This is a genomic window from Salmonella enterica subsp. arizonae, from assembly GCF_008692845.1.
Lineage (GTDB): Bacteria > Pseudomonadota > Gammaproteobacteria > Enterobacterales > Enterobacteriaceae > Salmonella > Salmonella arizonae.
In genome coordinates, this window is record NZ_VXJW01000001.1 from 562,724 (window position 1) to 586,902 (window position 24,179).

General features: G+C 49.8%; 21 protein-coding genes and 3 pseudogenes. 11 read left to right on the forward strand and 13 right to left on the reverse strand.

What is annotated here, in order from left to right:
* Window positions 1–3: 3 nt before the first annotated feature.
* Window positions 4–240 (reverse strand): annotated as a pseudogene (locus F4V61_RS02930) (Arm DNA-binding domain-containing protein); the annotation flags it as partial.
* Window positions 241–386: 146 nt separating this feature from the next.
* Here F4V61_RS02930 and sapC point away from each other — a divergent pair.
* From sapC to sapF, 3 genes are read left to right on the forward strand one after another with little or no spacing between them, the layout of a single operon-like run.
* A complete protein-coding gene (gene sapC / locus F4V61_RS02935) occupies window positions 387–1,277 on the forward strand; it encodes a peptide ABC transporter permease SapC (protein WP_001146155.1) in 891 nt (296 codons plus the stop codon).
* On the forward strand, window positions 1,277–2,269 hold the full coding sequence (gene sapD, locus F4V61_RS02940) for a peptide ABC transporter ATP-binding protein SapD (protein ID WP_001128864.1): 993 nt from the start codon (window positions 1,277–1,279) through the stop codon (window positions 2,267–2,269). The genes sapC and sapD overlap by 1 nt, the downstream gene beginning before the upstream one ends.
* 1 nt (window position 2,270) lies before the next feature.
* Window positions 2,271–3,077: a peptide ABC transporter ATP-binding protein SapF gene (gene sapF, locus F4V61_RS02945; RefSeq protein WP_000250887.1), complete on the forward strand. Its 807-nt coding sequence runs from the start codon at window positions 2,271–2,273 to the stop codon at window positions 3,075–3,077.
* A gap of 15 nt (window positions 3,078–3,092) precedes the next feature.
* On the opposite strand, the gene F4V61_RS02950 is transcribed toward sapF, so the two are convergent.
* Together F4V61_RS02950 and F4V61_RS02955 are read right to left on the reverse strand one after the other, a co-directional pair.
* On the reverse strand, window positions 3,093–3,800 hold the full coding sequence (locus tag F4V61_RS02950; RefSeq protein ID WP_080161321.1) for an EAL domain-containing protein: 708 nt from the start codon (window positions 3,798–3,800) through the stop codon (window positions 3,093–3,095).
* A gap of 464 nt (window positions 3,801–4,264) precedes the next feature.
* Complete coding sequence (locus F4V61_RS02955) at window positions 4,265–5,734, reverse strand: Secreted effector kinase SteC (RefSeq protein WP_080161323.1); 1,470 nt, start codon at window positions 5,732–5,734, stop codon at window positions 4,265–4,267.
* A 594-nt stretch (window positions 5,735–6,328) separates the two neighbouring features.
* On the opposite strand from F4V61_RS02955, the gene fabI reads away from it, so the two are divergent.
* The 7 genes and pseudogenes from fabI (at window position 6,329) to osmB (ending at window position 12,139) form a co-directional block, all read left to right on the forward strand.
* Window positions 6,329–7,117 carry an enoyl-ACP reductase FabI gene (fabI, locus tag F4V61_RS02965; RefSeq protein WP_000506496.1) on the forward strand — a complete coding sequence of 263 codons (789 nt, stop codon included), beginning with the start codon at window positions 6,329–6,331 and terminating at the stop codon, window positions 7,115–7,117.
* A 178-nt stretch (window positions 7,118–7,295) separates the two neighbouring features.
* Window positions 7,296–7,469: pseudogene (locus F4V61_RS22260) on the forward strand (carboxymuconolactone decarboxylase family protein); the annotation flags it as partial.
* An 88-nt stretch (window positions 7,470–7,557) separates the two neighbouring features.
* A complete protein-coding gene (locus F4V61_RS02975) occupies window positions 7,558–9,492 on the forward strand; it encodes an exoribonuclease II (RefSeq protein WP_058345223.1) in 1,935 nt (644 codons plus the stop codon).
* Window positions 9,493–10,104: 612 nt separating this feature from the next.
* Window positions 10,105–10,461, forward strand: a pseudogene (locus F4V61_RS22265) (EAL domain-containing protein); the annotation flags it as partial.
* A gap of 181 nt (window positions 10,462–10,642) precedes the next feature.
* Complete coding sequence (locus F4V61_RS02985) at window positions 10,643–10,822, forward strand: YciZ family protein (protein ID WP_058345221.1); 180 nt, start codon at window positions 10,643–10,645, stop codon at window positions 10,820–10,822.
* An 87-nt stretch (window positions 10,823–10,909) separates the two neighbouring features.
* Window positions 10,910–11,662, forward strand: coding sequence for a DNA-binding transcriptional regulator YciT (locus F4V61_RS02990; protein ID WP_038395919.1), 753 nt, complete (start codon window positions 10,910–10,912; stop codon window positions 11,660–11,662).
* Between the two features lie 258 nt (window positions 11,663–11,920).
* A complete protein-coding gene (osmB, locus tag F4V61_RS02995) occupies window positions 11,921–12,139 on the forward strand; it encodes an osmotically-inducible lipoprotein OsmB (protein WP_000481166.1) in 219 nt (72 codons plus the stop codon).
* A 117-nt stretch (window positions 12,140–12,256) separates the two neighbouring features.
* Here the strand turns inward: osmB and yciH are convergent, their stop codons facing one another.
* The 5 genes from yciH to pgpB form a co-directional block, all read right to left on the reverse strand.
* The gene (yciH, locus tag F4V61_RS03000) at window positions 12,257–12,583 is read right to left on the reverse strand and encodes a stress response translation initiation inhibitor YciH (protein ID WP_058345220.1); all 327 of its coding nucleotides are present in this window, start codon (window positions 12,581–12,583) and stop codon (window positions 12,257–12,259) included.
* A complete protein-coding gene (pyrF, locus tag F4V61_RS03005) occupies window positions 12,583–13,320 on the reverse strand; it encodes an orotidine-5'-phosphate decarboxylase (protein ID WP_072160191.1) in 738 nt (245 codons plus the stop codon). Before pyrF ends, yciH begins: the two co-directional genes overlap by 1 nt.
* A gap of 191 nt (window positions 13,321–13,511) precedes the next feature.
* Entirely contained in the window at window positions 13,512–14,681 is a 1,170-nt protein-coding gene (gene lapB, locus F4V61_RS03010; RefSeq protein ID WP_000891372.1) for a lipopolysaccharide assembly protein LapB, read from the reverse strand.
* 6 nt (window positions 14,682–14,687) lie between these two features.
* Entirely contained in the window at window positions 14,688–14,996 is a 309-nt protein-coding gene (gene lapA / locus F4V61_RS03015; protein ID WP_000876279.1) for a lipopolysaccharide assembly protein LapA, read from the reverse strand.
* Between the two features lie 149 nt (window positions 14,997–15,145).
* A complete protein-coding gene (gene pgpB, locus F4V61_RS03020; protein ID WP_000948648.1) occupies window positions 15,146–15,910 on the reverse strand; it encodes a phosphatidylglycerophosphatase B in 765 nt (254 codons plus the stop codon).
* 195 nt (window positions 15,911–16,105) lie between these two features.
* Between pgpB and ribA the strand changes: the two genes are divergently transcribed.
* On the forward strand, window positions 16,106–16,696 hold the full coding sequence (gene ribA, locus F4V61_RS03025) for a GTP cyclohydrolase II (RefSeq protein WP_001176284.1): 591 nt from the start codon (window positions 16,106–16,108) through the stop codon (window positions 16,694–16,696).
* Between the two features lie 57 nt (window positions 16,697–16,753).
* Here the strand turns inward: ribA and acnA are convergent, their stop codons facing one another.
* From acnA to topA, 5 genes are all read right to left on the reverse strand, one after another.
* On the reverse strand, window positions 16,754–19,429 hold the full coding sequence (acnA, locus tag F4V61_RS03030; protein WP_080161322.1) for an aconitate hydratase AcnA: 2,676 nt from the start codon (window positions 19,427–19,429) through the stop codon (window positions 16,754–16,756).
* Window positions 19,430–19,607: 178 nt separating this feature from the next.
* Window positions 19,608–19,700, reverse strand: coding sequence for a small membrane protein YmiC (gene ymiC / locus F4V61_RS22270; protein ID WP_226998799.1), 93 nt, complete (start codon window positions 19,698–19,700; stop codon window positions 19,608–19,610).
* 185 nt (window positions 19,701–19,885) lie between these two features.
* A complete protein-coding gene (locus F4V61_RS03035) occupies window positions 19,886–20,026 on the reverse strand; it encodes a YmiA family putative membrane protein (RefSeq protein WP_216364820.1) in 141 nt (46 codons plus the stop codon).
* 282 nt (window positions 20,027–20,308) lie between these two features.
* Complete coding sequence (cysB, locus tag F4V61_RS03040; protein WP_000776237.1) at window positions 20,309–21,283, reverse strand: HTH-type transcriptional regulator CysB; 975 nt, start codon at window positions 21,281–21,283, stop codon at window positions 20,309–20,311.
* Window positions 21,284–21,493: 210 nt separating this feature from the next.
* Complete coding sequence (topA, locus tag F4V61_RS03045; RefSeq protein ID WP_038395914.1) at window positions 21,494–24,091, reverse strand: type I DNA topoisomerase; 2,598 nt, start codon at window positions 24,089–24,091, stop codon at window positions 21,494–21,496.
* Window positions 24,092–24,179: the final 88 nt, after the last annotated feature.

Sequence of the window (24,179 nt, forward strand, 5' to 3'; positions counted from 1 at the left end):
CAGCCGGCGTTCCCTGGCGTGAGATAGTGATATGGTTGGATAATCGCCAATCGTCAGTTGAGCAGCTTTCCCGTTCCATCTGTATCGGTAAAAGAATGTTATACTGCCGGATGTAGAGAGCCTGACATTTAGACCATGAGCGTCTGAGATGACCTTGATTTGGTCTCTTTTTTTGCCAAGAGCCTTTCTTAATTTTGTATCGGTAAGCAATGTGTACACTCCATGAGAGGATATACACATCAGTGTACACATTTTGCGTAAATTGATAACCTTCAAATTAATGCAAAGTACACAAGATTAAAACACCAACGGTCGATAATATATTGATACTGCTTGAAAATCTAAAAAGACATAAAGCATGGTAAACAAAAATAAAACGAGTAAATATGCCTTACGATAGCGTATACAGCGAAAAGCGCCCGCCGGGTACCCTGCGCACTGCATGGCGCAAATTTTATAGCGACGCGCCTGCGATGGTAGGTCTGTATGGGTGTGTCGCTCTGGCGTTACTGTGCATTTTTGGCGGTTGGATCGCGCCCTATGGTATCGATCAGCAATTCCTCGGCTATCAGCTACTGCCGCCCTCCTGGTCACGCTATGGCGAAGTCTCCTTTTTTCTTGGGACTGACGATCTGGGACGCGATGTGCTGAGCCGCTTGTTAAGCGGCGCGGCACCCACGGTCGGCGGCGCGTTCATCGTGACGCTGGCGGCTACGCTATGTGGATTAATCCTCGGCGTTGTGGCGGGCGCGACGCACGGTTTGCGATCTGCCGTACTCAACCATATTCTGGACACACTACTTTCCCTTCCTTCGCTATTGCTGGCGATTATCGTCGTGGCGTTTGCCGGACCGCACCTGTCACACGCAATGTTTGCCGTCTGGCTGGCCCTGTTGCCGCGGATGGTACGTTCAGTCTACAGCATGGTACATGATGAACTGGAAAAAGAGTACGTCATCGCCGCCCGTCTGGATGGCGCGACAACACTGAATATTCTGTGGTTTGCCATTTTACCGAATATTACCGCTGGCCTGGTCACCGAAATTACCCGCGCTCTGTCGATGGCAATTCTGGATATCGCCGCATTGGGATTTTTAGATCTCGGCGCGCAGCTTCCCTCTCCCGAATGGGGCGCCATGTTAGGGGATGCCCTGGAGCTAATCTATGTCGCGCCGTGGACCGTTATGCTGCCCGGTGCTGCGATAACGCTTAGCGTTTTACTGGTGAACCTGCTAGGGGATGGGATTCGTCGTGCGATTATTGCGGGGGTGGAATAATGCCGTTACTTGATATCCGCAATCTCACCATTGAATTTAAAACCAGCGAGGGTTGGGTAAAAGCGGTCGATCGCGTCAGCATGACTTTAAGCGAAGGCGAAATTCGCGGCCTGGTAGGTGAATCGGGTTCCGGGAAGAGCCTGATTGCTAAAGCTATTTGCGGCGTCGCGAAAGACAACTGGCGAGTCACTGCCGACCGTATGCGTTTTGATGATATTGATCTGCTGCGTCTCTCCGCTCGTGAGCGGCGTAAGCTGGTCGGACATAACGTGTCGATGATTTTCCAGGAACCGCAATCGTGTCTTGATCCTTCCGAACGCGTCGGTCGCCAGTTAATGCAAAATATTCCCTCCTGGACCTGGAAAGGCCGCTGGTGGCAGCGTTTAGGCTGGCGTAAACGGCGCGCGATTGAGTTACTGCACCGGGTGGGGATTAAAGATCATAAAGATGCAATGCGCAGTTTTCCCTATGAACTGACCGATGGCGAGTGTCAGAAAGTTATGATCGCTATCGCGCTCGCGAATCAGCCGCGGCTACTAATTGCTGATGAACCAACTAACTCAATGGAACCTACAACACAGGCGCAAATTTTTCGCCTGCTCACCCGGCTGAATCAAAACAGTAATACCACCATTCTGTTGATTAGCCATGACCTGCAAATGCTGAGTCAGTGGGCTGACAAAATCAACGTCTTATACTGCGGCCAGACGGTAGAAACGGCGCCAAGTAAAGATTTGGTGACGACGCCGCACCATCCTTATACGCAGGCGCTTATCCGCGCGATTCCGGATTTTGGCAGCGCGATGCCACATAAAAGCCGTCTGAATACGCTGCCGGGCGCCATCCCGCTACTGGAGCAGTTACCGATAGGTTGTCGACTGGGGCCGCGTTGTCCTTACGCACAACGAGAATGCATTATTACGCCACGCTTGACCGGCGCGAAAAATCATCTTTATGCCTGTCATTTTCCGCTAAATATGGAGAGAGAGTGATATGGTGCAAACTCTGCTTGAAGTCCGCAACCTGAGTAAAACCTTTCGCTACCGGACTGGATGGTTTCGTCGCCAGACCGTCGACGCGGTGAAACCCCTGAGCTTTACGCTTCGTGAGCGTCAGACGCTGGCCATTATTGGCGAAAACGGTTCCGGCAAATCCACTCTGGCGAAAATGCTGGCCGGCATGATTGAACCTACCAGCGGAGAGCTTTTTATTGACGATCATCCCCTGCATTTCGGCGACTATTCGTTTCGAAGCCAATGTATTCGAATGATTTTTCAGGACCCCTCAACCTCACTGAATCCACGTCAACGTATCTCACAGATCCTTGACTTCCCACTGCGTCTGAATACCGATCTGGAGCCGGAACAGAGGCGCAAACAGATTGTCGAGACGATGCGTATGGTAGGACTATTGCCCGATCACGTTAGCTACTACCCGCATATGCTGGCGCCGGGGCAAAAACAACGTCTGGGTCTGGCCCGCGCGCTGATTTTACGTCCTAAGGTTATTATCGCGGACGAAGCGCTGGCTTCGCTTGATATGTCCATGCGCTCGCAGCTCATCAATCTGATGCTTGAATTGCAGGAAAAACAGGGCATCTCCTATATCTATGTCACGCAGCATATCGGCATGATGAAACATATTAGCGATCAGGTATTAGTGATGCATCAGGGGGAAGTCGTTGAACGTGGCAGCACCGCAGATGTGCTAGCCTCTCCGCTACATGAGCTTACCCGTCGTTTAATCGCAGGCCATTTCGGCGAGGCGCTGACTGCTGACGCATGGCGAATGGATCGCTAACCCAAACCAATACCCTCAGATCGATTCTCTGAGGGTGTACACGCTGCTGTCCAACAGCAGTGTTTCAACCTCTTCTAACGCAACAGAAGGGAACAACGTGCCCTGGATTGCCAAAACGCCTGCCGCTTTTAACGCCGGGAAATAGCGTGAGTTTTCCAGACCGTCCACAACAATCTTGTCACAATAACTCCGGATATGTTTGACGAGCAGCGGAAACGTCATTTTTTCGATTTGTGAGGCGAAAAAGCTACGATCAAGTTTTACGCCGCTAAAACACCCGCAAACTAATGGCGCCGCGGTCATGTTCCCTACGCCCAGGTCACCCAGCCATAATGGGTTAGGTTGCTTATGAAGCGCGCTAATTAAAGGATCGATTGAGGCGTTACCATAACATGAAAAATGTTCAGCGACCTGCAGCCCCACAAATAGCATGGCGTGTAGTAAAACGCGAATGTCTTTGTCCTGAAGGACAAGCTGCGCCATATGCCGATCGATATTTACGGTACAGAAAAGGCCGTGGCGTAGAAACCAGCGACGTTTGCCAGCGATTGTCTGCAGCAGGTCAAGCAGAAAACGGCGCTTCTGTGTATTGTCCCATGACGAGATAACAAACTCAGGGTGCAGCGGACGAGCGGACGACGATGCAAAACGGGTACTAATGTCAATGCCCTGTAACCCCCCCTCAATTCCCCTTATCGGATCAGCAATAAAAAAATAGCGCATGAGATCACTCCACCTGATCTTAACTCCCTGATAATGCGCTTTTAACGCAAATCAATCAATAAAAACGATCAATACATAAAAAATGATCGAAAAAAACAATATATGTTAACTCTATGAAAAATTGCAAATTTTTTGTTTTAAGAATGTTCTTCTATTGCTATAAAGAAAATCATAGCCTATGCCAGACAACGCTAATGAGAAGGTATAAGACAATCCGAAAGGCCGAATTCTTCTTGTCAGGCAGAGGGGAAATCAAGGCGAGTCAATTTCACTGCGCAATAGCGAGGCATTTCGCCTGGCATGGCAGAGCTGCATTGCTATCCCAACTTGCGTGCTGCATCTCTACTACAGACTGTTCTGGTTACCCAGACGTCCCTCAATCGAATAGCAACACGTAATAGTTGAACGGTAAATTTGTAATGAATGCGCCCTCGGCGATTCGCAGAAAAGAAATGAACTAAATGTTATTTTTTAAATTTATCTTTTAATACTTTAGCAACAAGGGTCCCCTCCTCAGGTGGGGCTATTTTAAAATGTCTTGCTGGCTCAGATTGTCTTGCTGGCTCAGATTGTCTTGCTGGCTCAGGTTGTCTTGCTGGCTCAGGTGCCGGTGGTTCCACTCCGATTAACTCATCAAGGTCCGTAATAAGTGCCTTATAATATTCAATATCTTCCTCATTTCCTTCGGTCTCGGCCTGCTTTAATTTTATCTTATGATGGGTCATAATTTGTTCTTCCAGTTTCTTTGTCGCAAGAGAAGCCGCCCGCTGATGCCGGGATTGTTTTGACTGCACTATTTGATCACCATCCACAAAGTAAAGTTTCCCCTCTTTGACCAGAATATTACCAAAGACATTCATATCATGCATATAAACACCTCTTTCTTCAAGCAGCTCTTCAGCCATATTATAGTTATCTTCATCTTCAATATCGAGCTCCTGACCATGAATGTATTTTGAAACTAAGACCGTGACATCGCTGCCATTAATACTCATGATGGCAGAACGAGAAAAATTTCTGTCGTCATTGGCCTGATTCAAATATTTACTAACACGCTCAGGATGACAATTACCATGTTCTGGAGATGTAAAATCAACTTTCATTCCCTGTCCGTTAATTGGAACCTTAACAACAAATTCTCCATTTAATAAATAAACTGTCCCATAGCTCCCGCTACCTATTTTATTTTTTTCAATATCAGCTATGCAAAAATTTTTCTTAAAGTGTTCCGAGTTAATAAACCTATCTATCTCTGGCACTTGTTGGGATTCAGTCTGATCAATAGCCCCGCTATCAAACACATCTATCTCTGCCGCTTGCAGGGAAGCAGCCTGAGCAGTAGCGCCATTATCACCTGCCGGTCCGGGCGGCGGTGACAGGTACTCTATCAATCGTTGCTCAAAAGCGGCATAACGCCCATTCCCATTTGCTTCGTCCAGGGGAAAATTCTCATTTTCCAAAGAGGCAAGCGTAATCTCGCCTGTATTGTAATTAAACATCGTTTCTTTTAAAAATTCGAGGCAACGCTTAGAACACTCCGCCTCGGCAAGCAATACTCCATCGTAATACATTTTTAATAGTGACATATCTTCTTGGTATGCCAGCACTTCTACAGTGTATTTATCCATCACTTCAGGTCTGGAAACATCGATAAGTTTAACGCATCCGAGAATAGGTCGCCATCGTGTACAGTTCTCATTTTGTTTTAACGGGAAAGGCCCTTTAATCTCTGGGCGTTCTTTTTTTGGGCATAGCAGATCGTATATTTCCTTATAATCGGAAATTAAGCTTCGCCGAGTAAATATACTCCTGAAAAAATCCATGAATTTCTCATATGTTGAAAAAATATGCTCTCTTTTATTCTCAATAATATCTCTTAAATGGCTTTCTGATATACGACAATTATGATCCCCAATATGAAATGTAAATGGCATAAGTATCGTCCCCTGAAAAATTATCAGAGCATAAAAGCATATGACAACCATATTTGTAACTACTGTAATCACCTGATTTTCAAAAAATTTCACATCCAGTATTAATGCTCTTATCGGCAAGTGAAGTAATCACACATTAACTAAAAAGATCACTTTTATTAAGAGCTCGATTATTAAAGTTACACATCCATAACATCATCATTATATGGTTTTAAACCTGTGACCGTGTATGACAGAAGGAAAATAATGCAGATGACTATCCAGGCTTCCGTCATTATTGTTATTTATTCGTTGGAAGGCACGTTGCTGTAGAGTACTTACTGTCCACCCCGGCGTCTCTGGTTGGATGAGGCGAACCTTACACTAGCTGGTATACTGCACCATATACGCAGTTTTCCTTCTGGTGGCTTACCGTGCTGTTTTAGAATACCGCCTGCCAGACACACTTTGGAGATAGCGGTGGAAAAATAGCGTGACACACAGGGCCGGGAGTGGGATATAATTTCAGGATAATTTCGAACGTTTTTGAAATGTTGCTTTTAAGATTTTGATATTAAAAGCAAAAAATAAGCAATGACTATAAGGATTAAAGCTATGGGTTTTCTTTCCGGTAAGCGCATTCTGGTCACTGGCGTGGCCAGTAAACTGTCCATCGCCTACGGTATCGCGCAGGCGATGCACCGCGAAGGAGCAGAACTGGCGTTCACCTACCAGAACGACAAACTGAAAGGCCGCGTGGAAGAATTTGCTGCCCAACTGGGTTCCAGCATTGTTTTACCGTGTGACGTCGCTGAAGACGCCAGCATTGACGCTATGTTTGCGGAACTGGGTAACATTTGGCCGAAATTTGACGGTTTCGTACACTCGATCGGTTTCGCGCCTGGCGATCAACTGGACGGCGATTATGTTAATGCGGTTACCCGCGAAGGCTTTAAAATCGCTCATGATATTAGCTCCTACAGCTTTGTTGCTATGGCGAAAGCCTGCCGCGCCATGCTGAATCCGGGGTCTGCGCTGTTGACCTTGTCTTACCTGGGGGCGGAACGCGCCATCCCGAACTACAACGTAATGGGTCTGGCGAAAGCCTCTCTGGAAGCCAACGTGCGTTATATGGCAAATGCAATGGGACCGGAAGGCGTTCGCGTCAACGCTATCTCCGCGGGCCCAATCCGTACGCTGGCGGCATCCGGCATTAAAGATTTCCGAAAAATGCTGGCGCATTGTGAAGCCGTTACGCCAATTCGTCGCACCGTTACTATTGAAGATGTGGGTAACTCAGCGGCATTCCTGTGTTCCGATCTCTCTGCGGGTATTTCTGGCGAAGTCGTCCATGTTGACGGCGGGTTCAGCATTGCGGCAATGAATGAGCTGGAACTGAAGTAAGCACATTGAGTTTATTAGCGGGCGACACGACTGTGCCGCCCCCTTTCCGCTCATCCCGCTATATAGCGTTCTGATATTTGTTATCATCTAACAATCATTCATCCCTTTCCCACATACGCCAAAATAATCCAGCATAAACGATCTGACGCCGAATCATTATCCAGCGAAACCTTCAGTTGAGGCCGCGCTGACACAGGCGATACAATGGCTCCCCAGAGCGTCCAATCGTTTTAGCACCGCGCATTTTTACCCGATACTCGATATGGGGGTCTCATCAGAGCAGGCCATTAATCTGTTAGGTATGTGCGGCTGGTTAAATCGCTTAAAAATCGCGTTGGACGAAACCGATTAACCCATCCATGACTGAAAGAGCGCTTGCTGCATCAGGCAGAATCGCGTAAAACTGTCAGCCGCTCTTTTGGCTACGAAAATAGACGAATATGTTTCAGGACAACCCGCTGCTAGCGCAGCTTAAACAGCAACTGCATTCCCAGACGCCGCGCGCTGAAGGGGTCGTAAAAGCCACGGAAAAAGGCTTTGGCTTCCTGGAGGTTGATGCACAGAAAAGCTATTTCATTCCCCCGCCGCAGATGAAAAAAGTGATGCATGGCGATCGTATCGTCGCGGTCATCCACACGGAAAAAGAACGTGAGTCTGCCGAGCCGGAAGCACTGATCGAACCGTTCCTGACGCGTTTTGTGGGAAAAATTCAGGGTAAAAATGACCGTCTGACCATCGTGCCGGATCATCCGTTGCTGAAAGACACGATTCCCTGCCGCGCTGCGCGCGGCGTTCAGCATGAGTTTAAAGAAGGTGACTGGGCGGTTGCCGAAATGCGGCGCCATCCGCTTAAAGGCGACCGTTCGTTTTACGCCGATTTAACGCAGTACATCACCTTTGCCGACGATCACTTTGCTCCCTGGTGGGTTACACTGGCCCGTCACAACCTGGAAAAAGAAGCGCCAAATGGCGTTGCGACGGAGATGCTTGACGAAGGACTAGAGCGTCAGGATCTGACTGCACTGAATTTCGTGACTATCGATAGCGCCAGCACTGAGGATATGGATGACGCGCTTTATGCCGAGGAGTTAGCGGACGGCAGACTCCAGCTTACGGTTGCTATTGCCGATCCTACCGCCTGGATTGCCGAGGGCAGTAAGCTGGATAACGCAGCGAAAATTCGCGCCTTCACCAACTACCTGCCGGGCTTCAATATTCCTATGCTGCCGCGTGAGCTGTCTGACGATCTGTGTTCGCTGCGCGCCAACGAAGTACGTCCGACGCTCACCTGTCGCATGATCATCGCTGCGGATGGCTCCATTGACGATGATATCGCCTTTTTTGCGGCCACGATCGAATCGAAGGCCAAGCTGGCATACGATAATGTCTCCGACTGGCTGGAAAATAGTGGTACCTGGCAGCCGGATAACGAAGGCATTGCCCAGCAGATTCGTCTGTTGCACCGTATTTGTCTGAGCCGCGGTGAGTGGCGTCATCATCATGCGTTAGTATTTAAAGATCGTCCGGATTATCGCTTTGTGCTGGGCGAAAAAGGCGAAGTATTGGATATCGTGGCGGAACCGCGCCGTATCGCTAACCGTATCGTAGAAGAGTCGATGATCGCCGCCAACCTTTGCGCCGCGCGCGTGCTGCGCGATAAGCTCGGTTTTGGTATTTACAATGTGCATACAGGCTTCGATCCCGCTAATGCCGACGCGCTGGCCGCGCTGCTGAAAACTCACGGTCTGCATGTCGATGCCGAAGAGGTGCTGACGCTGGAAGGCTTCTGTAAACTGCGTCGGGAGCTGGATGCGCAGCCCTCCGGTTTCCTGGACAGCCGCATTCGTCGTTTCCAGTCTTTTGCTGAAATCAGCACCGAGCCGGGGCCGCATTTCGGTCTCGGTCTTGAGGCTTACGCCACCTGGACCTCTCCCATTCGTAAGTATGGCGATATGATTAACCATCGCCTGCTGAAAGCGGTCATCAAGGGGGAGACTATTGCACGTCCGCGGGAAGATATTACCCAGCAAATGGCGGAACGCCGCCGCCTGAACCGTATGGCGGAGCGCGATGTCGGCGACTGGTTATATGCGCGTTTCCTTAACGATAAGGCAGGAACGGATACCCGTTTCGCGGCAGAAATTATTGACGTCAGCCGCGGCGGTATGCGCGTGCGACTGGTCGATAACGGCGCTGTCGCCTTTATCCCGGCCCCGTTTTTACACGCTGTTCGCGATGAACTGGTGTGCAGCCAGGAAAATGGCACGATACAGATTAAAGGCGAGACAGTTTATAAAGTGACGGATGTCATTGATGTCACCATTGCGGAAGTGCGCATGGATACACGTAGCATTATTGCCCGACCAGCAGCATAACCACGTTTAGCGTTCTCAACGACCTTTGCCTTTTCAGCAAAGGTCGTTTTCTTTTACTCCCTTCCGTCACGATCTGCGTTTAATCTTATTCAGGCGCCCTATTTCTTGTTATTTTTAACTGGTGACTATGCTTTTTCCAGAATCTGGATTACATATGAATATATAGATAAAACAATGTGTTCAGCCATAATTAACCTTATATATAACGTGGCTAACCTTTCTTTTCGGGCACCTGGCGCTTAAATGAGATGGTATGCATGATGAAAGATATTCAGGAACAAACTGTGCTAAATCCCTTTCATCCTTACTGGTACCTGGCAGATGATTGTAACGTGCTGTATCTATCCCCAACAGGTGAAACGGATGCGGAACAAACGGTAGAGTTATCGTCAGAACAAGTCGGGCGTATCAGAGAAATGACGGCAATCACCTCCAGTCTGCTGATAACGTTGTCGAGAGAAGAACAGGCTGTCTCTATGCGCCTGGCAGGCCGTAAAATTAATAAACGTGAATGGGCGGGCAGCCTCTCAACCTGGCCTTATACGCCCGCCGTCACACCAACGCAGGCGCAGGAGCTCTTTTTTGCCGAGCAAATCGTTTCAGAAGCCAGCATCGCCGGAACGCGGATTAATCCCGCCTCTGGAGTTCATCTCATACGCGGAAGAGTCAGAATTAATCGTTCCGCTGGGGCGCTGGGTTATTCTGGATGTGGTTCGCCAGATTGCGAAATGGCGCAATAAAGGGATTAATTTGCGGGTAGCCGTGAACTTTTCGGCGCGACAACTGGCCGACTAGACTCTTTTTACCGCACTAAAACAGGTTTTGCACGAACCGAACTTTGAGTATTGTCCGATCGATGTCGAGCTAACGGAAAGCTGCCTGATAAAAAACGGCATCAATGAACGACAAGGATTTTTATTCGCCAAACCCATGCCTGCCGTTTCTTTTGAACGCTGGTACAAACGCTATCAGGCAAAAAAATGCGTTAATGATGGCGATAAGAGAAAGAGAACAACATATACAGACTGGCGGCGAAAAGAACGGCCCTTCTTGTTCACGCCAGAACTGGCATGCCCTATTTTTCTCTTCTCTTTTCAGATTAATTTCTGCATCATGAATTTAAACCTTTTCTGACATAAGGATGACAAACATGTCTGATATCGAGGCACAACGTATTGCCGAACGCATTGATACCGTGCTGGATATCCTGGTTGCTGGCAATTACCACTCGGCTATCAATAACCTTGAAATATTGAAAGCGGAGCTGTTAGATCAGGCTAAAGACGGTATCTCTCCCCCCCAGACATTGGGGTTGCCCAGGGAAATCTGATAGCTATTATCTGCTCCGGGATAGCCTTTAACCTTCCCCGGTTCTCTGAATGTCTGTTTACTCCTTTTAACGTATAAAATTAATACTATGAACTCCCGACAACAATCAATTTTGCAAATGGTGGTTGATAAAGGCCAGATGAGCGTTGCTGAACTGGCGAAAATTACCGGCGTATCTGAAGTCACAATTCGTCAGGATCTGAATACTCTGGAAAAACAGAGCTATTTACGCCGTGCGCACGGTTTCGCCGTTTCGCTCGAGAGCGACGACGTAGAGACCCGCATGATGACTAACTACACACTAAAACGCCGACTGGCGGAATTTGCCGCCTCGCTAATCAGTCCAGGAGAATCCGTTTTTATTGAAAATGGTAGTAGCAATGCGCTGCTGGCCCGAACGCTGGCAGAACAAAAAGATGTCACGATCATCACCGTGAGCAGTTATATCGCGCATCTGCTTAAAGAAACCCCTTGCGAAGTCATTCTCCTCGGTGGGATTTATCAGAAAAAAAGTGAAAGCATGGTAGGGCCCTTAACACGCCAGTTTATTCAGCAAGTGCATTTCAGCAAGGCGTTTATCGGTATTGATGGCTGGCAGGCTGATACCGGTTTTACCGGACGCGACATGATGCGATCTGATGTGGTTAACGCTGTTTTGGAAAAAGGCTCAGAAGCGATTGTCCTCACTGATAGCTCCAAATTTGGCTGCGTGCATCCCTACCCTCTGGGCCCACTTTCTCGTTTTCATCGCGTCATTACAGACTCCAGAATCTCCGCCAGCAATCAAATGCAGTTAGAACATAACGGGCTGCTCGTCAACGTTATTAGTTCATCCGTTTAAAATATTTCCGGATGATTTGCCCTATGGCAAATCATCCTCTCTCTAAGACTCTTCTGACACTCCAATTAAGACTATTTACCTGTCGTAACTAGCGCAACGTCGTAAAATTAATACTAGCGAAATAACAGTAAGTGACTATCACACGCGTGATATATCCTTGCGCAATCAGATTTTACGGAAAATCTCTTAACTGGTTTTATTTTAACTATAGTTAAAGTGAGCTTAATTCCGTGAATCGTTAATTCAGGAGAAAGTATTATGTTTATGACGAGCAAAAAAATGGCTGCGGCTGTGTTGGCAATCACTGTAGCAATGTCTCTGAGCGCCTGCTCAAACTGGTCAAAGCGCGATCGCAATACGGCTATTGGCGCAGGTGCGGGGGCGTTGGGCGGCGCAGTATTAACTGACGGCAGCACATTAGGCACCCTGGGCGGCGCGGCGGTCGGCGGCGTTATAGGTCACCAGGTCGGAAAATAATCCAGACACTTAAATACTAAGCGGCTCAAAATAATACGATTATTTTTTCAGGTCAGGATTACAAAAATAGACAAAATTGACTTTTATGCCACGGTAATTTACACCCGTGGCTTTTCATTAACCGCCAGCTAATTTTACTTTCATTCCTTTAGCTTCCAGGAGCGATTTTATCAAGTCGCGTTTATCGCCCTGAATTTCAATCACTCCGTCTTTTACTGCCCCGCCGCATCCGCACTTTTTCTTCAATTCAGCCGCCAGTTTGATTAATCCCGGGTCATCCATCTCAATACCGGTAATTAAACACACGCCTTTACCTTTGCGGCCACTGGTTTGATGCTGAATGCGCACGATACCATCCCCTTTTGGACGAACCAGCGCTGTTTTAGGCTCTTCAATGCGCCCCGTCTCCGTTGAATACACCAGACGACTATTCGAATCGCTCATTATGCCTCCCGTTTCAGTGACGCGTTGATCTCCTTCAGCGTTTGCGCCGGGTTTACCGATTGTGTAATCGGACGGCCAATCACCATGTAGTCGACGCCTGCGGATAATGCCTGCTCGGGCGTCATAATGCGTCGCTGGTCGTCCGCCTCGCTACCTGCAGGCCGAATGCCCGGCGTCACCAGCTTAAATTCAGCGCCAAAAACCTGTTTAAATCCGACAGCCTCCCGAGCAGAACAGACCACGCCATCCAGACCGCATTGCTGCGTCAGGCGTGCCAGCCGCTCCGCATGTTCCACTGGTGACAACGTCACGCCAAGATCGCGCAGATCGCTGGTTCCCATACTGGTCAACACTGTCACCGCGATGAGCAACGGCGCATCTTTACCGAACGGCGCCAACGCGTCGCGCGCTGCGGTCATCATTCTCGCCCCGCCCGACGCATGAACGTTTACCATCCAGACGCCCAGGTCTGCCGCAGCGGAAACGGCCCTGGCCGTTGTGTTAGGAATATCATGAAATTTTAGATCAAGAAAGACATCAAACCCACGTTGCTGTAGATCCCGAACAAACTGTGGGCCAAACAGCGTGAACATTTCTTTGCCCACTTTTAAACGACAATCGCAAGGATCGATTTTGTCGACAAACGCAAGGGCTTTTTCGCGTTCATGGTAATCCAGCGCTACAACAACTGGCGATTCAGTAATAGCGCGGGAAGAAGATGAAGCAGTAAACGTCATGACCAGACCTTCTTGATGATGGGCACCGGAAGTGGCGCAAATTGGGTAAACGGCGTGCATTCTACCTGCGACGCAGTGAAATTAACAGGTTCGATTGACAACCTGCCAGGCCTTAGTCGACGATGTTAATGTGATGTCTCATGTTAACTTATTAAGTATGTTGTAACTAAAACGAGGGCTTTTTTTATATGTTATTGCCCATCAAGTCCACGAATAGGTTTAATAGTCGACCATGCCCGGCAGGATGGACAGTGCCAGTACAAAGTGTAGGCGGTAAAACCGCATTTCTGACAACGATACCGCGGCTTACTGCGCACCTGCTCGCCAACCATATCGCGCAGTACCATCAGGCTTTCTTTCGCTCGCCCTTCTTCCGCATCGTTGAGATGGTAATCCATCAGCTTATGGAACACCCGCATTGTGGGATGTCGCTGTAGCTGACGAGTGATATAAATTTGGGCTGTATCACTACCTTCACGCGCTTCCAGAATATCGGCAAGCATTAACTCAGCGCCAGCGCCGGTATTCTCCTCAACGGCGCGGCGTAAAAACTCCACCCACTCCGCATTTTTACCGAGCTGTTGATAGCAGGTCTGCAACATTTCCAGCGTTTCGCTGACCAGTTCTTTATCCTGGACGATAACACGCTGTAGGCTTTCGACCGCTTTGGCGTAATCTCCTTTCGCCATATAGACACGCCCCATCATGATAGACACTCTGGCGCTATTTTTATCTGCGGCGGCACCCTTTTTCAACAGAGCCATCGCGCGCTCCATATCGTCGTTCCCCAACTGCTGTAAAGCTAACTCGCAGTAGAAGTGGGCGATTTCGATACGTTGTTTATCTTTGCCCAGTTTTACCAGCCGTTCTGCTACTTCGATCGCCTTCTGCCAGTCGCTGGTTAGCTGGTAGATTTGCAGAAGCTGCTGTAACGCACCTACGCGAAACTCCGTTTCGTCGGTAAGCTGGTTAAACATATCTTCCGCGCGATCATATAAACCGGCGGCCATATAGTCGCGCCCCAGTTGCTGAACGGCCAATAAACGCTGTTCATAGGTTAATGACGCGCTTTCCATCAAGGTTTGATGAATACGAATGGCGCGATCGACTTCACCGCGAGAGCGGAACAAATTGCCGAGGGTAAGATGAGCCTCAACGGTGCCAGTATCCTCTTTAAGCATATCAAGGAACAGGTCCACCGCTTTATCTTGTTGGTTACTCAGCAGAAAGTTAACCCCTGCGACATAATCGCGCGACAGGCGGTTAGCCTCATCCTGTTTTGTTTGTTGCGCACTTCTGCGACCCATATACCACCCATAGGCAGCGGCTACAGGTAACAACAGAAATAACAACTCCAACATATATGATTATTCCTTTGCAACCGACGAACCGGCAGTGACCGCAACGTCGATTGCTGGTGAGAGCTTGTTTTCCAGTCGTTTAATTTTACGTTCCGCGCGTGCAAGGGAAACGCGAACCCGTAGCCAGAACAGGCCGCAAATCAGCCAGCCAATCGCAAAACCGGCGGCGAACAGCACAGCAAGCAACGTGGAGATACGATACTCCCCTTGCGCCAACAGGTAGTTAAACGTCACCTGTTGATCATTCTGTGCGCCCAGTGTCACTGAAATAACAAAAATCGCCAATACCAGTAAGAAAATGAGTAGATATTTCACATTACTTCCCGTTATGTGGTTTGCGCGAATAAATCGAGTCCAACTTACCGCATCCAGCCTTCTAAATTACCATTTTCACGCCTCGCGCGAAATGGAAAAGCGCCCGCCATCAGATGATTTAAGGGCAATGAACAGAAAATCAACGGTTGTCAGCTTTCCTGCTCTCGTTCAGCAATTTCTTGCGCTTCTTCACGAAGCGGCGTAAGCGGCCCGCAAATCCGCTGCGCCAGCCAGGTAGCCAGGGTGACTAATAACCAGGAGATAAGCGTAGCGACTACTAAATCTCGCGGCCAGTGCATCCCCAGAAGCAAGCGGCTACCCATTACACCGGTCGCCCAGATTAACAAAAACACGATGGTGAAAGTACGTCTGCGCGGCCATAACAAACCAACGGCCAAAAGCGCCCAGCTCGCTGCAAACATGGTGTGTCCGGACGGGAAAGCAAAGCCCGTCTCTTTTTGCCAGTGCTGACGCAGGAAAACCGGGATGTTCTGTTGCCCGGTCAACTGCTCTTTCACTAAGTGTCCGCGTTCTGTACGCTTTAAAGTGTAGAACTCATCGACGGGAATATGGTGCGTTTTTTCAAGCCAGACCACAAATGGCCGCGGCTCCTGTACGCGTTCTTTTACCCATGATTTCACGCCCTGCCCGACGATAATCGCCCCGCCGAGAATAACAAACAACATAATGGCGACGCGCAGGCGAAATCGCAGGCACCATAAGAACCATCCACAAAGAATCACATGCGTAATAACGCCCCAGGGTTGGGTCACGGTTTCCGTTATCCAGAATAACGTTTTCAGCCACCAGACCTGATGTTCTGGCTGCCACTGCCAGCCTGATATCCATACAGCGAGCGGCATGATAAGCAGCAGAGCAGCGCCTGCCGCAGTGCGCCTGGCAATTGAAAGCATGGATTCTCCTTTTATAAGTAAGTACCACAATCATAACTGAAAATTCTCGCCAAACTGGAAAAATGACAAATTTGTGCCATTCCTGAGCAATTACGTGGTAGTGATTAGGTGATGACCGCCGCCTTATGGCAAAATAGCGAGATACAAGCCAACAGGCGACGACACCGCAGGCGTCAGCATAATCTGGAGACATACATGCAGCTTAAACGTGTGGCAGAAGCCAAACTGCCAACCCCATTGGGTGACTTTCTGATGGTGGGATTTGAAGAACTGGCAACCGGACACGACCATGCCGCGCTGGTTTTTGGCGATATTTCAGGTAAAACGCCGGTACTTGCTCGCGTTCACTCCGAATGTCTTACCGGGGACGCGCTTTTTAGTCTGCGCTGTGATTGTGGTTTTCAACTGGAAGCCGCGCTGACGCATATTGCGGAAGAAGGACGCGGTATTCTGATTTATCACCGCCAGGAAGGCCGCAATATCGGCCTGCTTAATAAAATTCGCGCTTATGCGTTACAGGATCAAGGTTACGATACGGTGGAAGCCAATCATCAGCTCGGCTTTGCCGCAGATGAGCGTGATTTCACACTGTGCGCGGATATGTTCAAGTTACTGGGCGTGGATGAAGTTCGCCTGCTAACCAATAATCCGAAGAAAGTCGAAATACTGACCGAAGCGGGAATAAATATCGTTGAACGCGTTCCGCTCATTGTTGGCCGTAATCCTAATAACGAGCATTATCTGGATACTAAAGCCGCCAAAATGGGCCACCTGCTAAGCAAGTAGCCCCCCGCGATTAAAGCGGGCCTGCCTGTTAACGGCAGGCCCAATAAACAAACAGCCTTAGTTCAGCATATTTCTTATGACATAGTGCAATATGCCGTCATTCTGGTAGTAAGTAAGCTCGGTTGCGGTATCAATGCGACAGCGGCAGGACACCGTTTCTTTGCTGCCGTTCGGTCTCGTTAACGTCACCGGGATGGTCGCGCCAGGACGCAGGTTTTGCAAATCCGCGATATCAATCACCTCTTCACCGGTCAGTCCCAGCGTTTTACGCGTTACGCCCTGTGGGAACTCCAGCGGCAGTATCCCCATCCCAATCAGATTTGAGCGGTGGATACGTTCGAACGACTCGGCGATCACGACGCGGATACCTAACAGCCGCGGACCTTTTGCCGCCCAGTCACGGCTCGATCCCGACCCATACTCTTTCCCGGCAATCACCGCCAGCGGCGTTTTTTCCTGCTGGTAAAGCATCGCGGCGTCATAAATCGACATCACTTCCGTTCCCGGCAAATGCCGCGTCATTCCACCTTCGACGCCAGGCAGCATTTCGTTGCGAATACGAATATTGGCGAACGTGCCGCGCATCATCACTTCATGGTTGCCGCGCCGTGAACCATAGGAGTTAAAATCCTTGCGTTCAACACCGTGGTTTTGCAGATAACGCCCGGCGGGACTGTCCGGCTTGATACTGCCGGCTGGAGAAATATGGTCAGTCGTCACCGAATCGCCCAGCATCGCCAGGATACGCGCACCGTGGATATCGTTGACAGGCGCAGGCTGGGCCTGCATCTCATCAAAGAAAGGCGACAGGCGAATATAGGTTGAATCCGACTGCCAGCCGTAAGTATCGGACGATTCGACCTGAATCGATTTCCATTCCTCCGTGCCCTCAAACACTTCCGCATACTCTTTGCGGAACATATCCGATGAAACCAGTTCAACGGCGCGGGCAATTTCTTGTGCCGAAGGCCAGATATCCTTCAGGTATACCGGATCGCCTTGACGATCGTACCCCAGCGGATCTGTCGCGAGGTTAATATTCATGTTTCCGGCCAGCGCATACGCCACAACCAGCGGTGGCGACGCCAGCCAGTTCGTTTTCACCAGCGGATGGATACGCCCTTCAAAATTTCGGTTGCCGGAAAGCACGGCCCCGACCGTCAGATCGCCTTTTTTAATTGCGGTCTCGATAGGTTCAGGCAACGGGCCAGAGTTACCGATACAGGTCGTACAGCCATAGCCGACCAGGTTAAAACCGAGTTCATCCAGATAAGGCGTGAGTTTGGCCTGCGCCAGATAGTCAGACACTACTTTTGAACCTGGCGCCAGGGAAGCCTTAACCCACGGTTGACGCTTCAACCCCAGCGTTACTGCCTTTTTCGCCAGTAATCCTGCCGCCATCAGCACACTGGGATTCGAGGTGTTCGTACAGGAGGTGATTGCGGCAATGACGACAGCGCCATCCGGAAGCTGATATGGCTGCCCGTTCATCGTATAGTCAACTGGCTGACGATCTTTTTGCGCGGCATTCAACTCCAGCTCGGCGCTGGCGGCAAAAGCTTTTGGCACATCGCCTAATGCCACGCGATCCTGCGGGCGTTTCGGCCCAGCCAGACTGGCCTCGACATCGCCCATATCCAGTTCCAGCGTACTGGTGAATACCGGTTCGTCACCGGGATTACGCCACATTCCCTGAGCCTTCGCGTAGGTTTCAACCAATTCGACCAGATCGTCGCTACGTCCGCTTAATCGCATATATTCCAGGGTGATGGCGTCAATTGGGAAGAAACCACAGGTTGCGCCATATTCCGGCGACATATTAGCGATGGTCGCGCGGTCCGCCAGCGGTAGCGAATCCAGACCATCGCCATAAAATTCAACAAACTTCCCCACTACGCCATGCTTACGCAGCATTTGCGTGACGGTCAGCACCAGGTCAGTCGCGGTGATCCCCTCCCGGAGTTTACCGGTTAACTTAAAGCCGACGACATCCGGGATAAGCATCGATACGGGCTGACCAAGCATCGCCGCTTCCGCTTCGATACCGCCCACGCCCCACCCCAATACACCCAGTCCATTAATCATGGTCGTATGGGAATCGGTTCCCACCAGCGAGTCCGGGTAGGCAATCCACTCCCCGTCCTGTAATTCGCTCCAGACGGCTTTACCCAGGTATTCCAGGTTAACCTGATGGCAAATGCCAGTTCCAGGCGGTACGACGCTAAAACGGCTGAATGCCTGCTGTCCCCATTTCAGGAACATATAACGCTCATGGTTACGTTCCATTTCCAGCCGCACGTTTTCTTCAAACGCATCGTCATCACCAAAATGATCGACCGTAACGGAGTGGTCAATAACCAGATCGACCGACGATAACGGGTTCACTTTCGCCGTATCGCCGCCGAGGCGTTTAACGGCTTCCCGCATCGCTGCCAGGTCGACAACGGCAGGCACGCCGGTAAAATCCTGCATCAGTACGCGGGCGGGCCGCCAGGCGATTTCACGATCGGCCTGGGCATTTTTAAGCCAACCGGCCAGCGCCTGAATATCCTCATCAGTCACCGACTCTCCATCCTCCCAGCGCAACAGGTTTTCCAGTAACACTTTAAGAGATTTGGGCAAACGGGCGATATCGCCCAAGGATTTGGCGGCCAGCGGCAGACTGTAGTAATGATACGTTTTATCTTTGACCTGCAATGTATCCTTACTGGCTTCTCGTAGAGTTGACGACATAGCTCCTCCTTAAATGACAGGGTTGCGTTACCCTGATTCTCCACAGGGTTGTATTAAAGATAACACAAACAAAATGTAACGTTTTGATAACAACCCAAATTGCTAAAAGAGGAGAAAACTTTAAGGCAAGGACAAGACATGAAAAAGCCCGATAAATAACGCATTATCGGGCTTCTGATTAGACGGCAATCCAGATTAACTCGGCCCAAAACAGTAGCGATAATACAAACGCGCCAGTCCATGACCAATACTTTATATTTGACGTTAACATAGGCGATACCAACTGTGTTTAATCAATACTGAGAGGCGCTCAGCACACGGCTGCTGCGGTGTAAAAAGTCAGCGTTAATAAAAACAGTAACGCCAATAAAAAGACGGATATTATTTTTGTGGTTCATCGTCACAATATTAAATCAGGGACGCGACGACGCGCTCTTGTGGTAACGTAATACTCACTTAGCCCCACCAGTACCAGATAACAAGCGCTACCACTACCCAGAACAACGCAGAACCCACAAAAACCGCTAACCATGCTTTACGTTTGAGCTCAGGATCGCGGCGCGGCTCGTGGTTTTCAGAAGGCATCACTGACCTCATGCTATCGGTATCACTTATCATTTCAACACCAAACAATCGGCGCAATTAATCATCAGATGAGACAAATCCTAAATAAACTTTAGTCAAAAATCCAGTCAATTTACGAATCGTTTCCAGCGAATAAATCAATCTTTTGACTCAAGATAACTATTTGGAAAAAGAAATTTGCGGGGCGGGTAATTCAACACTATTTTGCTGTTAATTACCCGCATTACTTCGGGGGATATTTTCAAAAGTCGCTTTTTGCCTGGCGTGCAATTGCGACGCAAACTGACGGTGCTATTACTTTTCAGGCAACTTTATATCCTGAAACATCGCTTCGATTTCTTCGTTAGAACGCAACGCCACAGCCGTATCTACCACGTCACGCGTCAGATGTGGTGCAAAACGCTGAATAAAATCATACATATAGCTGCGTAAAAAAGTACTACGGCGAAAACCGATTTTCGTGGTGCTGTGGCTAAAAATGTCATGCGTGTCAACCCGCACCAAATCGGGATCGGAAAGCGGATCTACCGCCATGCTGGCAATGACGCCAACGCCCAGCCCCAGCCTGACATACGTTTTAATCACATCAGCATCGGTTGCGGTAAAGACGATCCGCGGCGTTAATCCTGCGTGGTTAAACGCAGTATCCAGTTCGGAACGTCCGGTAAAGCCAAAGGTATACGTCACCAGCGGATACTGCGCCAGCTCTTCAATCGTTACGGAAGACTTTGCCGCCAGCGGATGCTCCGGCGTCACCACTATCGAACGGTTCCAGTGATAGCATGGCAACATCACCAGGTCGTCATACAAATGCAGCGCTTCCGTAGCAATCGCGAAATCGGCATTCCCTTTCGACACCGCTTCCGCAATTTGCGTTGGCGACCCCTGGTGCATATGCAGCGAAACGCGCGGGTAGCGCTCGATAAAGCCTTTAATCACTCCTGGCAATGCGTAACGCGCCTGAGTATGGGTAGTCGCAATATAGAGCGAGCCTTTATCCGGCCAGGTGTGCTCGCCTGCGACCGACTTAATAGCATCGACTTTGGAAAGCACCTCACGCGCAATACGGATAATCTCCTGACCTGCGGGCGTCACCTGCGTCAGATGTTTACCGCTACGGGCGAAAATCTGGATGCCAAGCTCATCTTCCAGCATCCGAACCTGCTTGCTGATCCCCGGCTGGGAGGTATACAGCCCCTCAGCGGTAGAAGAGACGTTAAGGTTATGATTAACCACTTCAACAATGTAGCGAAGCTGCTGCAATTTCATAATACATCATCCAGATTAGCGCCATCAGACCATCGTTTATTCGCAGACTTTGTCGAGCTGCTAATACGATTTAATAATAAAAAAAGTATTAACTATAACCACTATATCATTTATATCTGAACTGTATAGCAGGCACGATAAAATAATAAGTGCGCTATAAAAAGGGCCGCTTATGCGGCCCGGTTTACTATTGCGGCGACCGACAGAGGGTTATTTTTTGCCTTCAACCCACTTGCCGTCGACGAAGAACGCTGACCATCCCGTCGCTTTCCCCTCTTTTTCCGCCGCAACGTACTGCTGTTTTGTTTTGCGGCTAAAGCGAACGACGGTTTTATTTCCTTCCGGATCCTGCTGCGGCGCATCCGCCAGATAACGCAGTTTTTCCGGCAGGCGATCGCGGAACCGGTAAAGCTCCTCGACTAATGGCGCACGCGTTTCGCGTGATTTCGGGAACGTATTGGCGGCCAGAAATATTCCTGCGGCGCCGTCGCGTAACACAAAGTACGCGTCCGATTTTTCACACGGCAATTCCGGTAGCGGGACAGGATCTTCCTTCGGCGGCGCAACTTCGCCGTTACGCAAGATCTTACGAGTATTTTTACACTCGTCGTTAGTACAGGCCATGTACTTACCAAAACGCCCCATTTTCAGGTGCATTTCGGAACCGCATTTCTCACACTCAACGATCGGGCCGTCATACCCTTTGATGCGGAACTCGCCCTCTTCAATCTCGTATCCGTCACAGGTCGGGTTATTACCACACACATGCAATTTACGCTTCGGATCGATCAGATAGCTGTCCATCGCCGTACCGCACTTCTGACAGCGACGTTTGGCGCGCAGGGCATTGGTTTCGGCATCATCGCCTTCCAGCACGTTCAGAACTTCATTTTCCGGTATCAGGTTAATGGTCGTTTTACAGCGCTCTTTCGGCGAAAGCGCATAACCTGAGCAACCGAGGAAAACTCCTGTACTGGCAGTACGAATGCCCATTTTACGGCCGCAAGTTGGACAGTCGATGCTGGTCAGCACCATCTGGTTTGGGCGCATTCCCCCCTCTTCCGGATCTTTCTCGGCTTTGTCGAGCTGCTGAGTAAAGTCGCTGAAGAATTTATCCAGTACCGCTTTCCACTCGGCCTGATGATTCGCGACCTGATCCAGGCTATCTTCCATCTGCGCGGTAAAATCGTAGTTCATCAATTCACGGAAGTTTTCCTCCAGCCGATCGGTAACGATTTCACCCATTTTTTCCGCATAGAAACGACGGTTCTCAACGCGCACATAGCCGCGGTCCTGAATAGTCGAGATGATCGACGCATAGGTGGACGGACGGCCAATACCGCGTTTTTCAAGCTCTTTAACCAGCGAAGCCTCGCTAAAACGGGCTGGCGGTTTGGTAAAGTGCTGCGCAGGCGTCAGTTCAAGTAGCGTCAGATCATCGCCTTTATTCACGGCAGGTAGCGTGCGATCTTCATCACCTTTACGCAACGCCGGCATCACTTTCGTCCAGCCGTCAAAACGCAAAATACGCCCACGCGCTTTCAGGCGGAACTCGCCCGCACCAACGGTAAGTGTAGTAGAGTCATATTGCGCTGGCGTCATCTGACAGGCGACAAACTGGCGCCAGATCAGTTGATATAGCTTCTGCGCGTCCGCCTCCATGTCTTTCAACGACTCCGCCATGACAGAAACATCGGAAGGACGGATCGCTTCGTGCGCTTCCTGTGAATTCTCTTTACTGGCGTACTGGTTCGGGTTATCAGGCAGGTATTTCTTGCCGAAATTATCGCCGATGTAGCCGCGCACCATGTTGACCGCATCCTGACTCAGGTTTGTGGAATCAGTACGCATGTAGGTGATGTAGCCCGCTTCATACAGACGTTGCGCCATCATCATGGTTTTCTTCACGCCAAAGCCCAGCCGGGTGCTGGCCGCCTGTTGCAGCGTTGAGGTGATAAACGGCGCGCCTGGCTTGCTGCTGGTCGGTTTGTCTTCACGCTCCAGTACGCTATAGCGCGCTTTTTCCAGCAGGCTGACGGCGGCAAGCGTCTGCTCGCGATTTACCGGACGGAATGGCTTGTCGTTCTGATGTGTCACCTGTAGCGGTAGCGACTCGCCAGACGGCGTTATCGTATTGGCGTCAATTTCCCAAAACTCTTCCGGAACAAACGCTTTAATCTCGCGCTCGCGCTCAACGACCAGACGGACCGCGACAGACTGAACGCGACCTGCCGACAGGCCTCGGGCGATCTTTTTCCACAGCAACGGCGAGACCATATAGCCTACCACGCGGTCCATAAAGCGACGCGCCTGCTGGGCATTGACCCTATTAATGTTCAGCTCGCCCGGCTGTTCAAACGCCTGGCGAATGGCATTTTTGGTTATTTCGTTAAAGACTACGCGACTGTAGCGCGCATCATCGCCGCCAATGACTTCCCGCAGGTGCCATGCAATGGCTTCCCCTTCGCGGTCAAGATCGGTTGCGAGATAGATGTGGTCGGCTTTTTCCGCCAACTGTTTCAGTTCAGAGACGACCTTCTCTTTACCAGGCAGCACTTCATAGTGCGCATCCCAGTTGTGCCACGGGTCAACCCCCATACGGTTGACGAGAGCGCCACGTTCATCCTTTTTGGGCTTTTTAGCCGTTTTGGTGGAGGTAGAGTCGGCGCTCTTTTTAGCTGCTGAGCCACTGGTCGGCAAATCACGGATATGACCCACGCTGGATTTCACCACGTAGTCATTACCCAGATACTTGTTGATCGTTTTGGCTTTTGCCGGGGACTCAACGATGACAAGAGCTTTACCCATATTCACCTTTACCTAAGTTGATTCTTCCAGGAATGCGTCGCACGTTGATTCACCTTCCACTGGCGACGAGACAACGATATATGGTCTC